16 protein-coding genes are annotated in these 15299 nt (G+C 64.6%); 9 read left to right on the top strand and 7 right to left on the bottom strand.

Annotated elements, in window-relative coordinates; all coding sequences use genetic code 11:
• Window positions 1–213 precede the first annotated feature (213 nt).
• The gene (locus tag MUW49_RS11110; protein WP_109112266.1) at window positions 214–2733 is read left to right on the top strand and encodes a class I adenylate cyclase; all 2520 of its coding nucleotides are present in this window, start codon (window positions 214–216) and stop codon (window positions 2731–2733) included.
• 187 nt (window positions 2734–2920) lie between these two features.
• Here the strand turns inward: MUW49_RS11110 and MUW49_RS11105 are convergent, their stop codons facing one another.
• Window positions 2921–3574: an alpha/beta fold hydrolase gene (locus tag MUW49_RS11105; RefSeq protein WP_244812773.1), complete on the bottom strand. Its 654-nt coding sequence runs from the start codon at window positions 3572–3574 to the stop codon at window positions 2921–2923.
• Window positions 3571–3885 carry an iron donor protein CyaY gene (gene cyaY, locus MUW49_RS11100; RefSeq protein WP_010672698.1) on the bottom strand — a complete coding sequence of 105 codons (315 nt, stop codon included), beginning with the start codon at window positions 3883–3885 and terminating at the stop codon, window positions 3571–3573. Before cyaY ends, MUW49_RS11105 begins: the two co-directional genes overlap by 4 nt.
• Window positions 3886–3958: 73 nt before the next feature.
• Between cyaY and MUW49_RS11095 the strand changes: the two genes are divergently transcribed.
• From MUW49_RS11095 to MUW49_RS11065, 7 genes are all read left to right on the top strand, one after another.
• A complete protein-coding gene (locus MUW49_RS11095) occupies window positions 3959–4159 on the top strand; it encodes a lipoprotein (RefSeq protein ID WP_161470157.1) in 201 nt (66 codons plus the stop codon).
• Window positions 4160–4179: 20 nt separating this feature from the next.
• Window positions 4180–5430, top strand: a complete 1251-nt coding sequence (gene lysA / locus MUW49_RS11090) for a diaminopimelate decarboxylase (protein WP_039039806.1) — start codon at window positions 4180–4182, stop codon at window positions 5428–5430.
• 62 nt (window positions 5431–5492) lie between these two features.
• Window positions 5493–6323, top strand: a complete 831-nt coding sequence (gene dapF / locus MUW49_RS11085; protein ID WP_029313578.1) for a diaminopimelate epimerase — start codon at window positions 5493–5495, stop codon at window positions 6321–6323.
• A gap of 79 nt (window positions 6324–6402) precedes the next feature.
• On the top strand, window positions 6403–7083 hold the full coding sequence (locus MUW49_RS11080; protein ID WP_041212252.1) for a DUF484 family protein: 681 nt from the start codon (window positions 6403–6405) through the stop codon (window positions 7081–7083).
• Entirely contained in the window at window positions 7076–8053 is a 978-nt protein-coding gene (xerC, locus tag MUW49_RS11075) for a tyrosine recombinase XerC (RefSeq protein ID WP_161470158.1), read from the top strand. The genes MUW49_RS11080 and xerC overlap by 8 nt, the downstream gene beginning before the upstream one ends.
• A 95-nt stretch (window positions 8054–8148) precedes the next feature.
• Window positions 8149–8859: an HAD-IA family hydrolase gene (locus MUW49_RS11070; protein ID WP_161470159.1), complete on the top strand. Its 711-nt coding sequence runs from the start codon at window positions 8149–8151 to the stop codon at window positions 8857–8859.
• 71 nt (window positions 8860–8930) lie between these two features.
• Entirely contained in the window at window positions 8931–9335 is a 405-nt protein-coding gene (locus MUW49_RS11065) for a hypothetical protein (protein WP_143238281.1), read from the top strand.
• Between the two features lie 150 nt (window positions 9336–9485).
• Here the strand turns inward: MUW49_RS11065 and MUW49_RS11060 are convergent, their stop codons facing one another.
• The 4 genes from MUW49_RS11060 to MUW49_RS11045 form a co-directional block, all read right to left on the bottom strand.
• Complete coding sequence (locus MUW49_RS11060; RefSeq protein ID WP_039039802.1) at window positions 9486–10256, bottom strand: gamma-glutamyl-gamma-aminobutyrate hydrolase family protein; 771 nt, start codon at window positions 10254–10256, stop codon at window positions 9486–9488.
• Window positions 10257–10619: 363 nt separating this feature from the next.
• A complete protein-coding gene (yidA, locus tag MUW49_RS11055; RefSeq protein WP_041214347.1) occupies window positions 10620–11429 on the bottom strand; it encodes a sugar-phosphatase in 810 nt (269 codons plus the stop codon).
• A 113-nt stretch (window positions 11430–11542) separates the two neighbouring features.
• Window positions 11543–13207, bottom strand: a complete 1665-nt coding sequence (locus MUW49_RS11050; RefSeq protein ID WP_348521186.1) for a FapA family protein — start codon at window positions 13205–13207, stop codon at window positions 11543–11545.
• Between the two features lie 117 nt (window positions 13208–13324).
• Window positions 13325–13564 carry a hypothetical protein gene (locus tag MUW49_RS11045; protein ID WP_244812771.1) on the bottom strand — a complete coding sequence of 80 codons (240 nt, stop codon included), beginning with the start codon at window positions 13562–13564 and terminating at the stop codon, window positions 13325–13327.
• 37 nt (window positions 13565–13601) lie between these two features.
• Here MUW49_RS11045 and MUW49_RS11040 point away from each other — a divergent pair, with 37 nt between their 5' ends.
• Entirely contained in the window at window positions 13602–14117 is a 516-nt protein-coding gene (locus tag MUW49_RS11040; RefSeq protein ID WP_244812770.1) for a metal-dependent hydrolase, read from the top strand.
• On the opposite strand, the gene MUW49_RS11035 is transcribed toward MUW49_RS11040, so the two are convergent.
• Window positions 14114–15289, bottom strand: a complete 1176-nt coding sequence (locus tag MUW49_RS11035) for a molybdopterin-binding protein (protein ID WP_244812768.1) — start codon at window positions 15287–15289, stop codon at window positions 14114–14116. The two genes, MUW49_RS11040 and MUW49_RS11035, sit on opposite strands and share 4 nt — an antisense overlap.
• Window positions 15290–15299 lie beyond the last annotated feature (10 nt).

Genomic DNA, 15299 nt, shown 5'->3' with positions numbered 1-15299 from the left:
GCTAAGAAGTTGCTTGAGGTACTGGGTTGCATTGATAATAGTCATGGCTTCGGGCGTGTCGGTTTTTTTTGCGATTAAATCAGATCACAAACGAAGCCTTTTTTCTATCTATTTCAATTGGTTGTAGCTAAAGATCCTGTACATGAACATGATCACACTTTTTTGACGTCTCCCCGTTTTGGTGCGTCATTTCTCTTCCCCATAGGTAGGGCATTGCTGGTTAAACTCGACACGCTGGTGGCGCGCTACGACGAACTCAATCGTCTCAAGACGCAACGAGCGCTGGATCTCATGAGTCGCTACGGGCAGCAGGTTTTCCACTTGCTGCCTGTCATGCTGCACTTCAATCACCCCCTGTTGCCCGGTTATGTGGCAGGGGATGTGCCTCATGGTATCTGGAGTTTTGTCGCCAACGAGGCCCAGCAGGCCTTCATCCAGGATCTCTGCCAGAACGCCAACTGCCAGGGCGGTCTCAGTACCCACGACAAGTCCATTCAGGGCCTCTACTCCATGGGGAGCACCTCCTCCATCGGTCAGTGCTGCCACTCGGATCTCGACATCTGGGTCTGTCATGTGGCCGGTCTGTCGAGCGAGCGCCTCGCCCTGCTGGAACAGAAGTGCCAGCACCTCTCCATGTGGGCGGAGCAGCGGGGGGTCGATCTCAACTTCTTCCTGATCCCCGAAGACAAGTTCCGTCAGCGCAACGATGCCCAGATGCAGGGGGAGAGCTGCGGCAGCGCCCAGCACCTGCTGCTGCTCGACGAGTTCTACCGCAGCGCCATGCACATCGCCGGCAAGCGGCTGCTCTGGTATCTGGTGCCCAGCGAGTATGACGACCACTACGACGACTACGTCAACGGCCTGTTTGCCCACGGCAAGTTGAGCCAGGATGACTGGCTCGATCTCGGCGGCTTTGATCGCATTCCTGCCGAGGAGTATTTCGGCTCCGCCCTGTGGCAGCTCTACAAGGGGATCGACTCCCCCTACAAGGCGGTGCTCAAGTCGGTGCTGATGGAGGCCTACTCCCACGAGTATCCCAACACCCGGCTGCTGTCGGTGACCAGTCGCGACTGGTTCCAGCACAACGAGGGGATGCACTACCGCCTCGACAACTACTGCCTGATGCTGGACAAGGTGACCAACTACCTCAAGTCCATCGGCGACATGCAGCGCCTCGATCTGGTGCGTCGCTGCTTCTATCTGAAGGTGTGCGACGGGCTGAGCCATCCCAAGGAAGATCACTCCCCGGACTGGCGCCGGGAGCAGATGGCCCAGCTGGTGGCCTACTGGGGCTGGAGTCCGGAGCGCCTTTACCACCTTGATCACCGCCAGGAGTGGAAGGTGGAGGACGTCAAGGTGGCCTACGCCGAGTTGCTGGAGGCTCTGATGCAGAGCTACCGCAATCTCATCCAGTTCGCCCGGCGCAACAACATCAGCGAGTCCATCAACCCGGAAGACATCGGCATCCTGTCGCGCAAGCTCTATGCCGCATTCGAGAGCCTGCCGGGCAAGGTGCAGCGCATCAACCTCAAGATTGCGCCGGATCTCGGCGAGCCGGATCTCAGCCTGGTACAGGTACCCCACGGCCGCCTGAATCGCGCCGGCTGGTATCTCTACAAGCATTCCCTCGAACCCGCCGACATCATCGGCCGGGCGCCGCTCGAATATAACGGCTACATCAGCAAGCTGGTGGCCTGGGCCTATTTCAACGGCCTGCTGACGCCCCAGTCCCGGGTACACCTGTTCAACCAGGGCTCGGATCTGCACATCGACAACCTGCATCAGTTCTGTCGCGATCTCTCCGGGACCTTCCCGGTCAAGTATCCCCGCGCGACCAACCTGGCCCTGAGCCGGCCGTGCGAGATCCGCCAGCTCTCCATCTTCCTGAACCTGGAGACGGACCCGTCCAGCCACTGGGTGGGGCAGGTGATCGAGTTCGATGCCAACGCCGCGGACGTCTTCTCGTTCGGTCGCAACCAGGAGTGTCTGGTGGGATCCGTGGATCTCGTCTATCGCAACTCCTGGAGCGAGATCCGCACCCTGCACTTCGAGGGAGAGGAAGCCGTGGTGGACGCCCTCACCACCATCCTCGGCAAGATGCACCAGGACGCCGCGGCCCCCGAGATGATCGAGGTGTTCTGCTACAGCCAGCACTTCCGCTCCCTGGTGCGCACCCGCTTCCAGCAGCTTGTGGCTGAATGCATCGAGTTGCGTCTTGCCCGGGACAAGCAGCAGCTGGTCAAGACGCTGGCGCTCGGCAAGGAGAAGTACGGCATCTTCTTCGAGCGGCGCGGGGTGTCGGTCAAAAAGCTGGAAAACGCCATCGATTTTTACCGTCACATCTCCCACAACAAGCTGGATCACTTGCCGCTGCGCCTCGACAAGACTCACAGCCAGCACCTGCCCGGCATCGTCGACGCCTACGCCAGCGAAGGGCTGGTGCAGTTCTTCTTCGATACCCGGGATGCAGGCACCAACATCTATATCCTGGACGAGGCGAACCGGGTGGAGATCTACCAGCACTTCGCCGGCAACAAGGACGAACTGGTACAGGGGGTGAACCGGTTCTACACCTCGGGTCACGAGCGATTCAGCAATGCGGGTCAGTTCAGCAACTTCAACCTGCCCCAGTACTATGAAATCGTGCAGGTGGGTGACAAACTCGATGTGATCCCCTACCGCAGCCAGAGCCCGCAGCGGGACACCCCAGGAGCGGCGCGGGAAGTAGGGTGATGCGCTGATAGCCGCACCGGCAAGATGGCAAACGGCCTGCATGATGCAGGCCGTTGTCGTATCCGTGGTGCGGGAATCTGGTGTGGAGGGGGCCGCGGCCAGTGGGGGATGCCGTCGAGCATCGCCGTCAGGGATGAAAGCAAACGGCCTGCTGATGCAGGCCGTTGTCTTACCCGTTATCCGATAATCAGGCGCCGAGGCGGGCCAGCAACCAGCTGCGAATGTCGCCCAGCTGGGAGCGGCAGATCTCGTGGCGCATGGGGTATTCGTGCCACTCGGGGCTGAGTCCCGCCGCTTCCAGCCGGTTCTTGGCGTCCCAGCCCATGGAGAGGTTCACCACGTCGTCATAGATGCCGTGCATGTAGCAGATGGGCAGGGCGCGGGCCGCCTCGCTCATCTCGCCGGGCAGGGCATCGGGTACCGCCAGGTAGGTGGACATGCAGAGCAGGCCTGCCAGTGGCACCGGATGGCGCAGGGCGGTGAAGGAGGCGATGACGCCCCCCTGGGAGAAGCCGGCCAGCACGATGCGCTCGGGGGTGAAACCCTCGGCCACCAACTGGTCGATCAGCGCGGCGATACGGGCCGCTGACTCCCTGACATGGGACTCCACGGCGCGATCCGCCGGATCCTCGAAGCTCTTGATGTCGTACCAGCCGCGCATCCGGTAGCCCATGTTGATGGTGATGGGGCGCTCGGGCGCATCGGGCAGCAGATGGCGGACGGGCAGGTCGGCGGGCAGGGCCAGCGCCTCCACCAGGGGGGCGAGGCCGGTGCCGGAGTCCCCCAGCCCGTGCAGCCAGATCACCGCATGGCGGGCACCTTCTGGATGCAGATCCGTCATGAGAAGACCACGGGCTCGCCGGCCTGGGTGGTGCAGGCCCGGGTCAGCAGGGCCTTGAGCTCGTCGCCGAAGCGGTTGTCGATCCAGCTGTCACCGCGCAGCTCGAAGTGGAAGCCGTTCTCCCGGGTAGCGACCCAGATCTGGTGCAGGGGCTCCTGCTTGTTGATGATGACCTTGGTCTTGTTCTCGAAGCTCAAGGTCAGCACCCCGCCTGCGCGTTCGCAGTCGATATCCGGATACCCCTCGTCGATGGTGTCTTCCACATACTGGAAAAAGGCGTCGGTCAGGGCGTGATACTCGTGATCCTTCATTGGTTTATCCTGTTGCTTTTAACAATGTGAGTGCGATTATAGAGGGCCAAAAATTTTTTCGCAGCGAACCATTATGATTACCCAGTTCACCAAGTGCCTGTTTGCCGCGTCGCTGTTGCTCGGGTTGGCCGCCTGTGGCCTGACGGGGCCGCTCTACATGCCGCCGGCCGAACAGCCCGCACCTGCAGAGCAGACACAGCCCAAGACAGAGAGTACACCGCAAGCCGCCTCGCCTGCGACCGCTACACCGGCCTCAGAGGCCGCGCCGCAATAATCTAGGAAGGAACCGCCCCCTTGGATCACTTTAACTACGACGCAGACGGTCAGCTTCAGGCCGAACAGCTTCCCCTGCAACAGCTTGCCGACCAGTACGGCACTCCGCTCTATGTCTACTCCCGCGCCACCCTGGAACGCCACTGGCATGCCTTCGACCAGGCGGCTGGCGACATTCCCCACCTGATCTGCTACGCGGTCAAGGCCAACTCCAACCTGGCCCTGCTCAATCTGCTGGCACGCCTCGGTTCGGGCTTTGACATCGTCTCCGGCGGCGAGCTGTCCCGGGTGCTGGCGGCGGGCGGTGATCCGGCCAAGGTGGTCTTCTCCGGCGTCGCCAAGAGCGAAGCCGAGATGCGCCTTGCGCTGGAAAAAGAGATCCTCTGCTTCAACCTGGAGTCCGAAGCCGAGCTGGAGCGCCTGAACCGGGTCGCAGGCAGCATGGGCAAGAAGGCGCGGGTCTCGGTGCGGGTCAACCCGGACATCGACGCAGGCACGCACCCCTATATCTCCACCGGCCTCAAGCAGAACAAGTTCGGCATCCCCATCGAACAGGCGCCCGCCATCTACCGCAAGGCGGCGGCCATGGCCCACATCGAGATCAAGGGCGTGGATTGCCACATCGGCTCGCAACTCACTGAATTGAATCCCTTTATGGAGGCGGCGGACAAGCTGCTCAAGCTCATCGACGAGCTGGCGGCGGAAGGTATCCACATCCATCACCTGGACGTGGGCGGCGGTCTGGGGGTCAACTACGGCGCCGAGCAGCCGCCGCACCCCACCGAGTATGCCGAGGCGCTCAAGCAGAAGCTGGCGGGCCGGGATCTGACCCTCTTGTTCGAACCGGGCCGCGCCATCGTCGCCAACGCCGGTGTGCTGCTGACCCGGGTCGAGTTCCTCAAACCCGGCGAGACCCGCAACTTCGCCCTGATCGACGCCGGCATGAACGATCTGCTGCGCCCCTCCCTCTACGGCGCCTGGATGAACATCATCGAGGTGGACAGCCGCGCGACCCACGAGAAGGCACTCTATGACGTGGTGGGCCCGGTGTGCGAGACCGGCGACTTCCTCGGCAAGGAGCGTACCCTGGCGATTGCCGAGGGCTCCCTGCTGGCGGTGCGTTCCGCTGGCGCCTACGGCTTTACCATGTCCTCCAACTACAACACCCGACCCCGTGCGGCCGAGGTGCTGGTGGACGGTGACCAGGCGCACCTCATCCGTGAGCGGGAGCAGTTGGCGGATCTCTGGCGTGGCGAGCACCTGCTGCCGTGATGGATGGATTTTCAGCGTTCCTCCATGTGAGAGCGTGATTAACGGTGAGACAGGAACGCGCGATGTTGATTGAGTTTTCCAAAATGCACGGCCTCGGTAACGACTTCATGGTGGTGGATGGCGTCACCCAGAAGGTGTTCTTCAGCAACGACATCATCAAGAAGCTGGCGGATCGTCACTTCGGTATCGGCTTCGACCAGCTGTTGCTGGTGGAGCCGCCCTATGACCCCGAGCTCGACTTCCATTACCGTATCTTCAATGCCGACGGCAGCGAGGTGGAACAGTGCGGCAACGGGGCCCGTTGCTTCGCCCGTTTCGTGCGTCTCAAGGGGTTGGTCAACCGGGATCGCATCGCGGTCAGTACCGCCCGGGGCCGCATCACTCTGCAGCTGGAAGGGGAGAACCAGGTCACGGTCAACATGGGGGTGCCCCAGTTTGAGCCGGGCAAGATCCCGTTCCGTGCCCAGAAGGCGGAGAAGACGTATCTGCTGCGGGCCCAGGATCACACCGTGATGTGCGGTGCCGTCTCCATGGGCAACCCTCACTGCGTCATCGAGGTGCCCTCGGTGGCCGATGCGCCGGTGGAGACCCTGGGACCCATCATGGAGCGCCACGAGCGCTTCCCCGAGCGGGTCAACGTCGGCTTCATGGAGATGGTCAACGCCAGCGAGATCAAGCTGCGGGTCTTCGAGCGCGGGGTGGGGGAGACCCTGGCCTGCGGTACCGGGGCCTGTGCGGCCGTGGTGATAGGCATCAGCCAGGGCAAGCTCAAGGAGCGGGTCACCGTCACCCTGCCGGGTGGCAAGCTGACCATCGCCTGGAAGGGACCGGGTCAGCCCGTCTACATGACGGGGCCGGCCGAGCACGTCTTTGACGGCCAGATAGAGTTGTAGACAAGGAGCGGGTGATCCCGCTCCATCAACGGATCATATCGGGGCCCTTGGCCCCTTTTTCGGATGGATCAACCAAGTTATGAGCGAACTCAAACGGCAGGAATCACTGGTGGATGAAGCCACAGTGCTGGAGTACCTGGCCCGTTATCCCGAGTTTTTCCTGCGTCACGGGGCCATGCTGGACAAGATCCGCATTCCCCATGGGCAAAAGGGCACCATCTCCCTGGTGGAGCGCCAGCTGGACCGTCAGCGGGAGCGCATCGAGCAGCTGGAGCAGGAGATCACCGAACTGATGGGGGTCGCCAGCGAGAACGAGCGGATCTTCCGGGTCTATGCGGATCTCTATGGGGAGATCTACGGCTGCCAGACCCTGTTCGAGCTGAGCGCCGTGATGGGCAAGGCCTTCGTCCAGCGGCTGCGACTCACCGGCCTGCGGCTCTGGCTCAATCCCAGGCATTTCCAGCTGAGCGGCCCCGAGCAGCGTTTCCTGGCGCAGGGCAAACAGCTCGAACAACTGCTGGGGCAGCGCCTGCCCGGCACGGACTACTATTTCGGCCGCCTCAACCAGAGCGAGAAGCAGGCGCTGTTTGGCAATGATGTGCTGGTCAACTCGGTGGCCCTGATGCGGCTCGGGGAGCTCGGCGTGCTGGCCTTCGCGAGCTCGGATCCCAGCCACTTCACCCCCCACAACGACACCCTGCTGCTGGGTCAGCTAGGGCGTCTGCTGCAGCTGCGTCTGCCCGAGCTGGCCCGTGGCTAAGGCAACGACCCGATCCCCTGTCAAGGTGCTCCCTGCCGCCGACCCTCTGCCGGTCGCACTGGTGGGGGAGCTGGACGCCTTTATCGAATACCTGAGGGTCGAGCGCCAGCTCAGCCCCCACACCCGCAGCAACTATCAGGCCCATCTGGAAGCCATGACCGCCGAGCTGGTGAAGCTCGGGGTCGACGACTGGGCCCGGCTCGAGGCGAGCCAGGTGCGCAGTCTGGTGACCCGGATGCACAAGGGGGGGTTGGCGCCCCGTTCCCTTGCCACCAAGGTGTCGGCCCTGCGCAGCTTCTGCGACTGGCAGGTGCGCCAGGGGCGGCTCACCGCCAACCCGGCGCGGGGCATCGTCACCCCCAAGCAGGGGCGGCCCCTGCCCAAGAACCTGGACGTGGACGAGATGTACCAGCTGCTCAACATCACCGACGAGCAGGATCCGCTGGCGGTGCGGGATCGCGCCATCATGGAGCTGATGTACTCCTCCGGCCTGCGCCTTGCCGAGCTGGTGGGGCTCAACCTCGCGGACGTGAAGCTCGACGAGCGCCAGCTCAGGGTGATCGGCAAGGGCTCGCGGGAGCGGGTGCTGCCCATCGGGCGGATGGCGGTGGAGTGGTTGCACAAGTGGCTCAAGGTACGCCCCCTGCTGGCCGGTGACGAGGGGGAGGCATTGTTCGTCTCCAAGCGCAGGCAGCGGCTCTCGGCCCGCTCGGTACAGGAGCGGCTCGACGGCTGGGGCAACAAGCAGGCTCTCAATGCCCACGTGCACCCCCACAAGCTGCGCCACAGCTTCGCCACCCACATGCTGGAATCCTCCGGCGACCTGCGGGCGGTGCAGGAGCTGCTGGGGCATGCGGATCTCTCCACTACCCAGATCTATACCCACCTCGACTTCCAGCATCTGGCCAAGGTATATGACAGTGCCCACCCGCGGGCGAAGCGGGATCCGGAAACGCCGGAGGATGAGTGATGTGGTGTGGGATCTGCGGGGATGACAATCTCCACGTCGCCCCGGTCAGGCGGGAGCTCGCAACGCCAGAGGATGAGGAGTAAAGAGGAACAGCCATGCAGTTTTACCGTCGCTGGCAGCCGGTGGCCGCCATCTCGTTCGATCTGGACGACACCCTCTATGACAACGGCCCCGCCATCGCGCGGGCGGAACAGTGGATGCTGGACCACCTGCGCAGCGAATACCTGGCTACCGCCATGCTGGACAAGCCGCGCTGGCTCGCGCTCAAGCGCCAGTTGCTGCTGGACCACCCGGCGCTGAGCCACGACGTTAGCCTGGCGCGCCAGCGTGGCATTCGCGAGGCCCTGGTGCAGGGGGGCATGGAGCCCGGGCTGGCGGAGCAGCAGGCCCGGGCGGTGTTCACCGGCTTCATGGCCGAGCGCTCTAAGATAGAGGTGAGCGAGGCGACTCACGCCCTGCTGGCTCGTCTGGCGGCGCGCTATCCGCTGGCGGTGATCACCAACGGCAACCTGGATCTGGAGCAGGCGGGTCTGGCTGGCTACTTCACCCTGGTCTGCAAGGCGGGAGCGGGAACCAGAATGAAACCGGCGCCCGACATGTTCGTGCAGGTGCAAGAGGCCCTGGAGCTGGCCCCCGGCCGCATCCTTCATGTGGGGGATCACCCGGTGACCGACGTGCTGGGGGCCAGGCTGCACGGCTTTCGGGCCGCCTGGCTCAACGAGAGCGGCCAGTCCTGGCAGTCGCTGTCGCTGCTGCCGGATGTGGAGCTGGGGCAGTTGCAGGATCTGGCCACCCTGCTGCTCTGAGCTGGGGATGAGGGACAGATTCCGTGATCTATATCTGGCAATAACAACAAGGGAGCAAGGGCGTGAAGGGAATGAAGGGTGTCATCTGGCTGGCGATCCCCGTGGTGCTGGCGGGATGCGATCTGGTGCAAGACCGTTACCGGATGGAGTTCAGGGACGGATCCTGGCGGGAGATCGCCATCTCCCCGTTTTCCAACGAGGCGCGCTGGCGCGAGGGGTGTGCCACCGGCGAAATCCAGGTGGACATGACCCTGCCCCTGAAACGGGGCAAGGTGGTGAATGGCCGGGAGCAACTGCTCATCGGTGGCGAGTTGTTCGAGCTGGAGGATGCCCGTCTCTATCGCGGCAACGGCATGGTGCTCGGGCAGGCCCCGGACCATATCCAGCGGGGCCTCAAGGGGCTGGATGTCTGCCGAACCCTGCGTCCTGATCGCGGGGCCCTGCCCAAGCTCAAGGGCAAGGGATTCGGCGACTAGCCCGTCTGCTGCCTGAGCGGGCGGCAGGCGTCGCCGAAGGCAGTGGGCAGCTTGATGGCGTGGGGGGTCACAGGCCCGTCACGTCGGATGCCTCTGGGCAGCCCCCGATGTACGAGGCCCTGCCCAGGCTCAAGGGCAAGGGGTCGGCGACTAGCCGACCTGCTGCCTGAACCGGCGGCAGGCGTCGCCAAAGGCGGTGAAGAGTTTGATGGAGTGGGGGTTCTCGCTGGCCTTCCACTCCGGGTGCCACTGCACCGCCAGCAGGAAGGGGGAGAGGGCGGGAGCGTGGATCGCCTCGATCAGCCCGTCTTCGGCATGGGCCAGGGGGGCCAGCCCCTTGGCCAGCGTCTTGATCCCCTGCCCGTGGAGGGAGTTGACCGGAATCGACGGCTGCCCCATCAGCTCGGCCAGCCAGGTACCGGGCACCAGCTCGACCTGATGGCTCTCGCCATACTGCTCGTCCACCGGGTCATCCGCATCCTCCCGATGATCGTCATAACCCGGCTCACAATAGACCTTCTGGTGAATGTCGCCCCCCAGGGCCACGTTGATCTCCTGCATGCCGCGGCAGATCCCGAGGATCGGCAGGCCACGGTCGAGGGCGGCGCGCACCAGGGGAATATCGAACAGATCCCTGTCCCTGTCCTGGGGCTTCTCCGGGGTGAGGTTCTCCTGGCCATAGAGGGCAGGATCGATGTTGGATCCGGCACCGCTTAGATAGACCCCGTCGGCGAGGTCCAGATACTGCTCCAGATCCTCGGTGCCACAGCAGGTGGGCACCAGCAGCGGCACGCAGCCGCTGATCTCCACCAGAGGCTTGATGTATTTGTGGGTCATGACCTGGTAGGCGTGGCCACTGCGGGCCTGGGCCCCCATGGTCATCAGCACGACGGGTTTGTTATGGGCACTGGGGTTGGGCATAGGTCACCTTGGCTATCCTTGGCGGTCTCATCCTGCGCCTTGGGAAGGCCCTTGCCGCCTCGGCTCGCAAGGGCATGCCTCAAGGCATGGTCGTGGGATCAGGGTCGCGCCAGCGTGCCAGAATCGTCGGTCAGCCTTGGCAACGACAGCCTGGATCCTGCCTCCAGTCTGCCAAGGCCGTTCAATATGTCAAACAAAATGATGCAATTATGTTAACCGTTGATGTCGGGATACGGCTGAGAGTCCCATTTAAAGGGACTTGAGGGGGAGGGGCTGGTGCGGTGAGAGATTATATGGTGGATATATTAAACATCTGGCCGGGCGGCCGGATAGCAGAAGGGGCCCACAGGGCCCCTTGTCGACTCAGGCGTTCAGGATGAAACGTTCGATCACCTGGGCGACCCCGTCTTCATCGTTGCGCCCCGTGGTGTGCTGTGCCAGCGCCTTGATCTCGTCGGTGGCGTTGCCCATGGCGACCCCGAGTCCGGCGTAGGCGATCATGTGGTGATCGTTGCCCGCATCCCCCACCGCGATCACCTGGGAGGCATCCAGCCCCAGGTGCTCGGCCAGGGCGGCGACGCCGGTGCCCTTGTTGCTGCGTTTGTTCATGAACTCGAGGAAATAGGGTGCGCTGCGCACCACGGTATAGCGCTCGTGGAGTTCGGCGGGCAGCTGGGCGATGGCACGGGAGAGCAGGGGCTCTGGGTCAATCATCATCACCTTCATGATCTGCTCGTCGTCGGGCAGGGTGGCGAAGTCCACCAGGTTGATGGGTTGACCGATGAGGCGGGATTCGTGCTCGGTGTAGGGGCTGATCCTGGGGCTGATGAGCCCCTGGCGGACGGAGAAGCCGTGGATGTTCACCCCCAGCTCACAGGCCAGGTGGGCGATGGCACGGGCATCGCTGCCGGTCAGCAACTGGCTGCGGATGATGCGTTGCTCGGACACCTGTTGCACCAGGGCGCCGTTGTAGCAGATGACGTAGTCATCCTGGCCGGTGAGGCCCAGCTCGGTCAGGGCGGCGGTCATGCCTTCCAGCGGGCGGCCGGAGGCCAGCACCACGGTCACGCCCCTGGCGCGGGCTGCCGCGATGGCGGCCTGGGTGCGGGGGGAGATTCGGCCCTCTGGGGTCAGCAGGGTGCCATCCATATCCAATGCGATCAGCTTGTACATCTTCTCACTACCTGAGTCTGGCCGGCCCGCCCGATGGGGCCATGGGGAGGCCGAGTGTAGCGAAAATCGCCGCCGGGATCACGCCGCCTGCCGAAGCGGGGGCACGTTGCCCCTCAGCGCTGGCCCTGGTAGGGGGTCAGTTGCAGCTGATCTTCCCGGATGGCGAAGTGGATGGGGCCGTGCTCGATGTCGACCCTGTTGTGGTGATGGGCCATCTCCACCTCGACGCCGGGGAAGAGGCGCTGGGTGGCGATGATGTCCATGTTGGCCATGAGCGCCTGCAGCTCCCGCTGCGCCTCGGCGAGCTGCTCGTCCAGGCTCTTGCTCTCGTCGAACTGGCGGGTGCGCAGCGCCTTGATCTTCTGCAGGGTCTCGGGATTGCGCTTGTCACGGGGCAGTTGCAGCAGCCGCAGGATGAGATCCTGCAGCTTGTCTATCTGCTCGGCGCAGGTCTGTTTGCGCTGGCGCAGCGCCAGCTCCTGCTCCTTCTGGCTGAAATAGCCGCCGAGGATCTGCAACCGGGTCCGGTTGGCCGCCGAGGCTCCGAGCACCGGTGCCATGATGAGCCGGTTGGCGATGTTGATACCGCCGATGAGGTGCCCCTTGCGCATGGCGCTGTCCCCCACCTTGAGATCCTGGCCGCTGCGGCAATAGCAGTGACTGAGCTGGCTCAGGATATGGATGTCGCCATCGGCCTCCAGCCTGGCGTACTGGGCATAGCTGGCGTGGATCTCCCCCCCGGCGTTGAGGTGGCAGAGGTATTCGTCGTCCGCCAGCTTGCGCCCTATGATGCCGTTGCGCACCGTGATGGTGCCGCCGGATTCGATGTAGCCGCCCTCGACGAAGCCGCCGATCACCACGTCCCCGCTGGTCTTGACGCGCATGCCGGGCATGACGTCCCCGGCGACCAGCAGCGATCCCTCGAACTCGACGTGGCCGTGGCGGATGTCGACCTGCTTGACGTTGAGTACCTCGTCGACCCGCATCCCGGCACGCTCCTGACAGGGGAGCCCCGGGCGGGTCGCCAGCAGCAGGTCCGGATCCTCGGGGGAGAGGCAGGTGCCGTCACCCGGGGTCATGGCGCTCTCCTTGCCGTGGCGGGCGGTCAGGGTCTGGCCCGTCACGGTGAAGCCGTCGATGCCCTGGGTGGCGGGGTGCCTGCGCATCAGCAACGCCCCCGCCTTGACGGTGAGCAGGGTGCCGAGGTCGCGCATGTCCACCTTGCCGTGATCCCGCTCCTGGGGTTTGAGGATCCGCTCGGCTACGGTCTCCACCAGCCGCTCCAGGCGGGTATCCAGGCCGTGCCTGGCGGCCTTGCCGAGGGCGATGACGGGATTGAGCTGGGCACCGGGGGCCGCCTCACCCGCTGCCTGGATGGCGGCGGCAAGCAGTCGCTCGCTCACCCCCTGCTTGACCGTGCTGGCCGCCAGGGCCTCCTGCAACCGGGCCAGGGTCAGGGGCTGGCCGCCCCAGTCCGCGGTGATCTGCGCCCTGGCGATCATCTGGTCTTTGTCCACCTGGATGAGCAGCCTGGCATCCTGGCGCCGGGCAATGGGGACTGGCGGATGCGCGGGGGCATCCGGCTCTGCGATGAGGGCGTTGAGCAGGGTGACGGCTTCGCGGATCCCCTCGCCGAGGGGTTCGTAGCGCCGACAGTTGGAGAGTCGCAGCAGGGCCAGGACGTCGCTTTCCTGGATGGGCTCGGTGAGGCCCGGGGTGATGCGCAGGCAGACATAGCTCATGTCGGCCGACAGCTGAAACCACGCTTTGCTTAACACCGGGCCCTCCTTCGTTGTCCCTGTCCGGTTTGCCCCATGCCGGGGCCTCTCCTTGCCGGCATCCAATGCCGCCGGGGCGGATCCAACGCGCAGTATTCGGGTATTTTTCCTTCCGGGTCAACGATCTGAATGCAAATGGGTGAGCCGGGTTGAGGAAATTTCGGCTGACGGGAGAGGGGCAGAGCCGGCCATGTCATGGGCTCCATTGCGGTTTTTTAGCGCAATATGCTGACTTTTTATGCTTTCGCTATCCAGAGTGTCCATCACGTTGAAGGTGGTGATGCAAATCACCTTGCCAGGCAGGAAGAGAAGGATTTTAATCTGCCGCCGCCCCAGGGCGAGGACCCTGGTCGCCATCGATCAGCCCCTTTTTCTGTCCAACCGAACGAGCCCCATGACCGCCCAAGGCCACCTGCTGTTTTCCGTCACCTGCGTCCTGCTTGCCCACAAGGTTGAACTGACTCCGGCCCTGGCCGATGCCAGCCTGTGGCACATCGTTCCCATGGCCCTGGCGAGCGCCCTGCTGCCGGATCTCGATCACCCCCGCTCCCTGCTCGGGCGGCAACTGCCCTGGATCTCGGGGCCGCTCTCCCGGCTGTTCGGCCATCGCGGCTTCACCCACAGCCTGCTGGCGGTGGGGATGGGGGTCTGGGGGCTGGCCCAGGTAGAAGCCCCCTGGTTGCTGTCGGGGGCGGTGAAGGATGCCCTCATCGTGGGCTATCTCAGCCATCTGCTGGGGGACTGGCTCACCCCCATGGGCATTCCCCTGCTCTGGCCCTGGCGTCGGCGCTTTCGCCTGCCCGGCCTGCCCCTCAAGAGCGGCGGGGGTTACGAGAGGGCCTTCTGCCTGCTGACCCTGGCGCTCGTCGGGTACTGGGTCCATGGCGGCGCAGGCTTGGCTCACTTCTAGCCCCGGGCGCCTTCCTGGCATCTGGCCGTTCGGGTCAGGGTGAGGTAATCGGCGAGCACCGGCAGCCCCAGCAGGTGGCGGCGCAGCATGTCGAGGGCGGCGAAGGCGAGGATCCGGCGACCGCTCGCGGGATCCGGGTGGCTGACCCTGAGCGTCTGGCCGTGCAGTTGCCCGTCGGCGCAGAGCAGCAGCGGCACGCCGTCCGGCCCGGCACGGCCTATGGTGAGGCTCAGGGGGGCGGCGGGCACCGCCAGTTGAGTCAGATCGTCGCTCAGGGTGTGGCTGAAGCCGGCGGTCAGGGCCGGGTGCCCGTGACACATGGTCAGCAGGGCGCCCCGGCTCTCCCCTTCTTGCAGGTGCAGCGACCGCTCCCCCAGCAGGGCCAGGATCTGGCTGGCAGGCGCCTCGTTGCCACGCCCTACCAGCCAGGGGACGATGGCCGCAAGCAGCCTCGCCTCGGCGGCGTCCATGTCGGCGGTGCTGGCACCGTGGCCGATGAGCTTGAGCTCGATGAGGGGCATGGAGGAGCGGTAGCCCAGCTCGATGCCGGCAGGCCAGGGGGCCGCATCCAGCATGTCGCTGAGGGCGGACTCCGAGACGCCGAAGGTGTAGAAACGGCGCAGCTCGGTGTCCGTCTCTTCCCCGGCCAGCGCCTTGAGGCGGGGCATGATCTGTTCGCGCACCATCTGCTTGAACTCGAACGGCACGCCCGGGGTGAAGAAGAGCCGGCTCTGGCCGTGGCTGGCCGGGTGGCAGACCACAAAGCCGCAGGCGGTGCCCACCGGGTTGTCGAGGATCTCGCAGTCCCGGGGCAGCCAGGCCTGCTTGGTGTTGCTCCGGGCCATGGTGCGGCCCCGGCTGGCATAGCGTTCGGCCATGGTGGCGAGCCAGTCCGGGAACAGGGTCAGGGGCTGGTCAAACGCCTCGGCCGCGGCCTGGGCGGTGAGGTCGTCCGCCGTGGGGCCGAGCCCCCCGCACACCAGTACCACCTCGGCGCGGTTGGCGCTCTCCTGCAGCACGGCTGTCAGATCCGCGAGGTTGTCCCCCACGGTGGCGCGGCGGCGCACCTGCCAGCCCTGCTCCAGCAAGAGGGCGCTGAGCCAGGCGGCATTGGTGTCCACCACCAGGCCGGTCACTATCTCGTCGCCTGTGCTGATGATCTCGATGCGCATGGGGACTCCT

This window comes from Aeromonas sp. LsrichE-8G, assembly GCF_022869435.1.
Classification (GTDB): domain Bacteria; phylum Pseudomonadota; class Gammaproteobacteria; order Enterobacterales; family Aeromonadaceae; genus Aeromonas; species Aeromonas caviae.
Note: the sequence above shows the minus strand (reverse complement) of the source record. Positions and strands in the feature narration are given on the sequence as shown.

Coding starts and splice junctions, on each gene's coding strand:
- dapF (WP_029313578.1), top strand. CDS start 5,493: ATGTTGATTGAGTTTTCCAAAATGCACGGCCTCGGTAACGACTTCATG.
- MUW49_RS11040 (WP_244812770.1), top strand. CDS start 13,602: ATGACCGCCCAAGGCCACCTGCTGTTTTCCGTCACCTGCGTCCTGCTT.
- MUW49_RS11080 (WP_041212252.1), top strand. CDS start 6,403: ATGAGCGAACTCAAACGGCAGGAATCACTGGTGGATGAAGCCACAGTG.
- MUW49_RS11060 (WP_039039802.1), bottom strand. CDS start 10,256: ATGCCCAACCCCAGTGCCCATAACAAACCCGTCGTGCTGATGACCATG.
- MUW49_RS11105 (WP_244812773.1), bottom strand. CDS start 3,574: ATGACGGATCTGCATCCAGAAGGTGCCCGCCATGCGGTGATCTGGCTG.
- MUW49_RS11035 (WP_244812768.1), bottom strand. CDS start 15,289: ATGCGCATCGAGATCATCAGCACAGGCGACGAGATAGTGACCGGCCTG.
- cyaY (WP_010672698.1), bottom strand. CDS start 3,885: ATGAAGGATCACGAGTATCACGCCCTGACCGACGCCTTTTTCCAGTAT.
- MUW49_RS11065 (WP_143238281.1), top strand. CDS start 8,931: ATGAAGGGTGTCATCTGGCTGGCGATCCCCGTGGTGCTGGCGGGATGC.
- MUW49_RS11045 (WP_244812771.1), bottom strand. CDS start 13,564: ATGGCGACCAGGGTCCTCGCCCTGGGGCGGCGGCAGATTAAAATCCTT.
- yidA (WP_041214347.1), bottom strand. CDS start 11,429: ATGTACAAGCTGATCGCATTGGATATGGATGGCACCCTGCTGACCCCA.
- MUW49_RS11070 (WP_161470159.1), top strand. CDS start 8,149: ATGCAGTTTTACCGTCGCTGGCAGCCGGTGGCCGCCATCTCGTTCGAT.
- MUW49_RS11095 (WP_161470157.1), top strand. CDS start 3,959: ATGATTACCCAGTTCACCAAGTGCCTGTTTGCCGCGTCGCTGTTGCTC.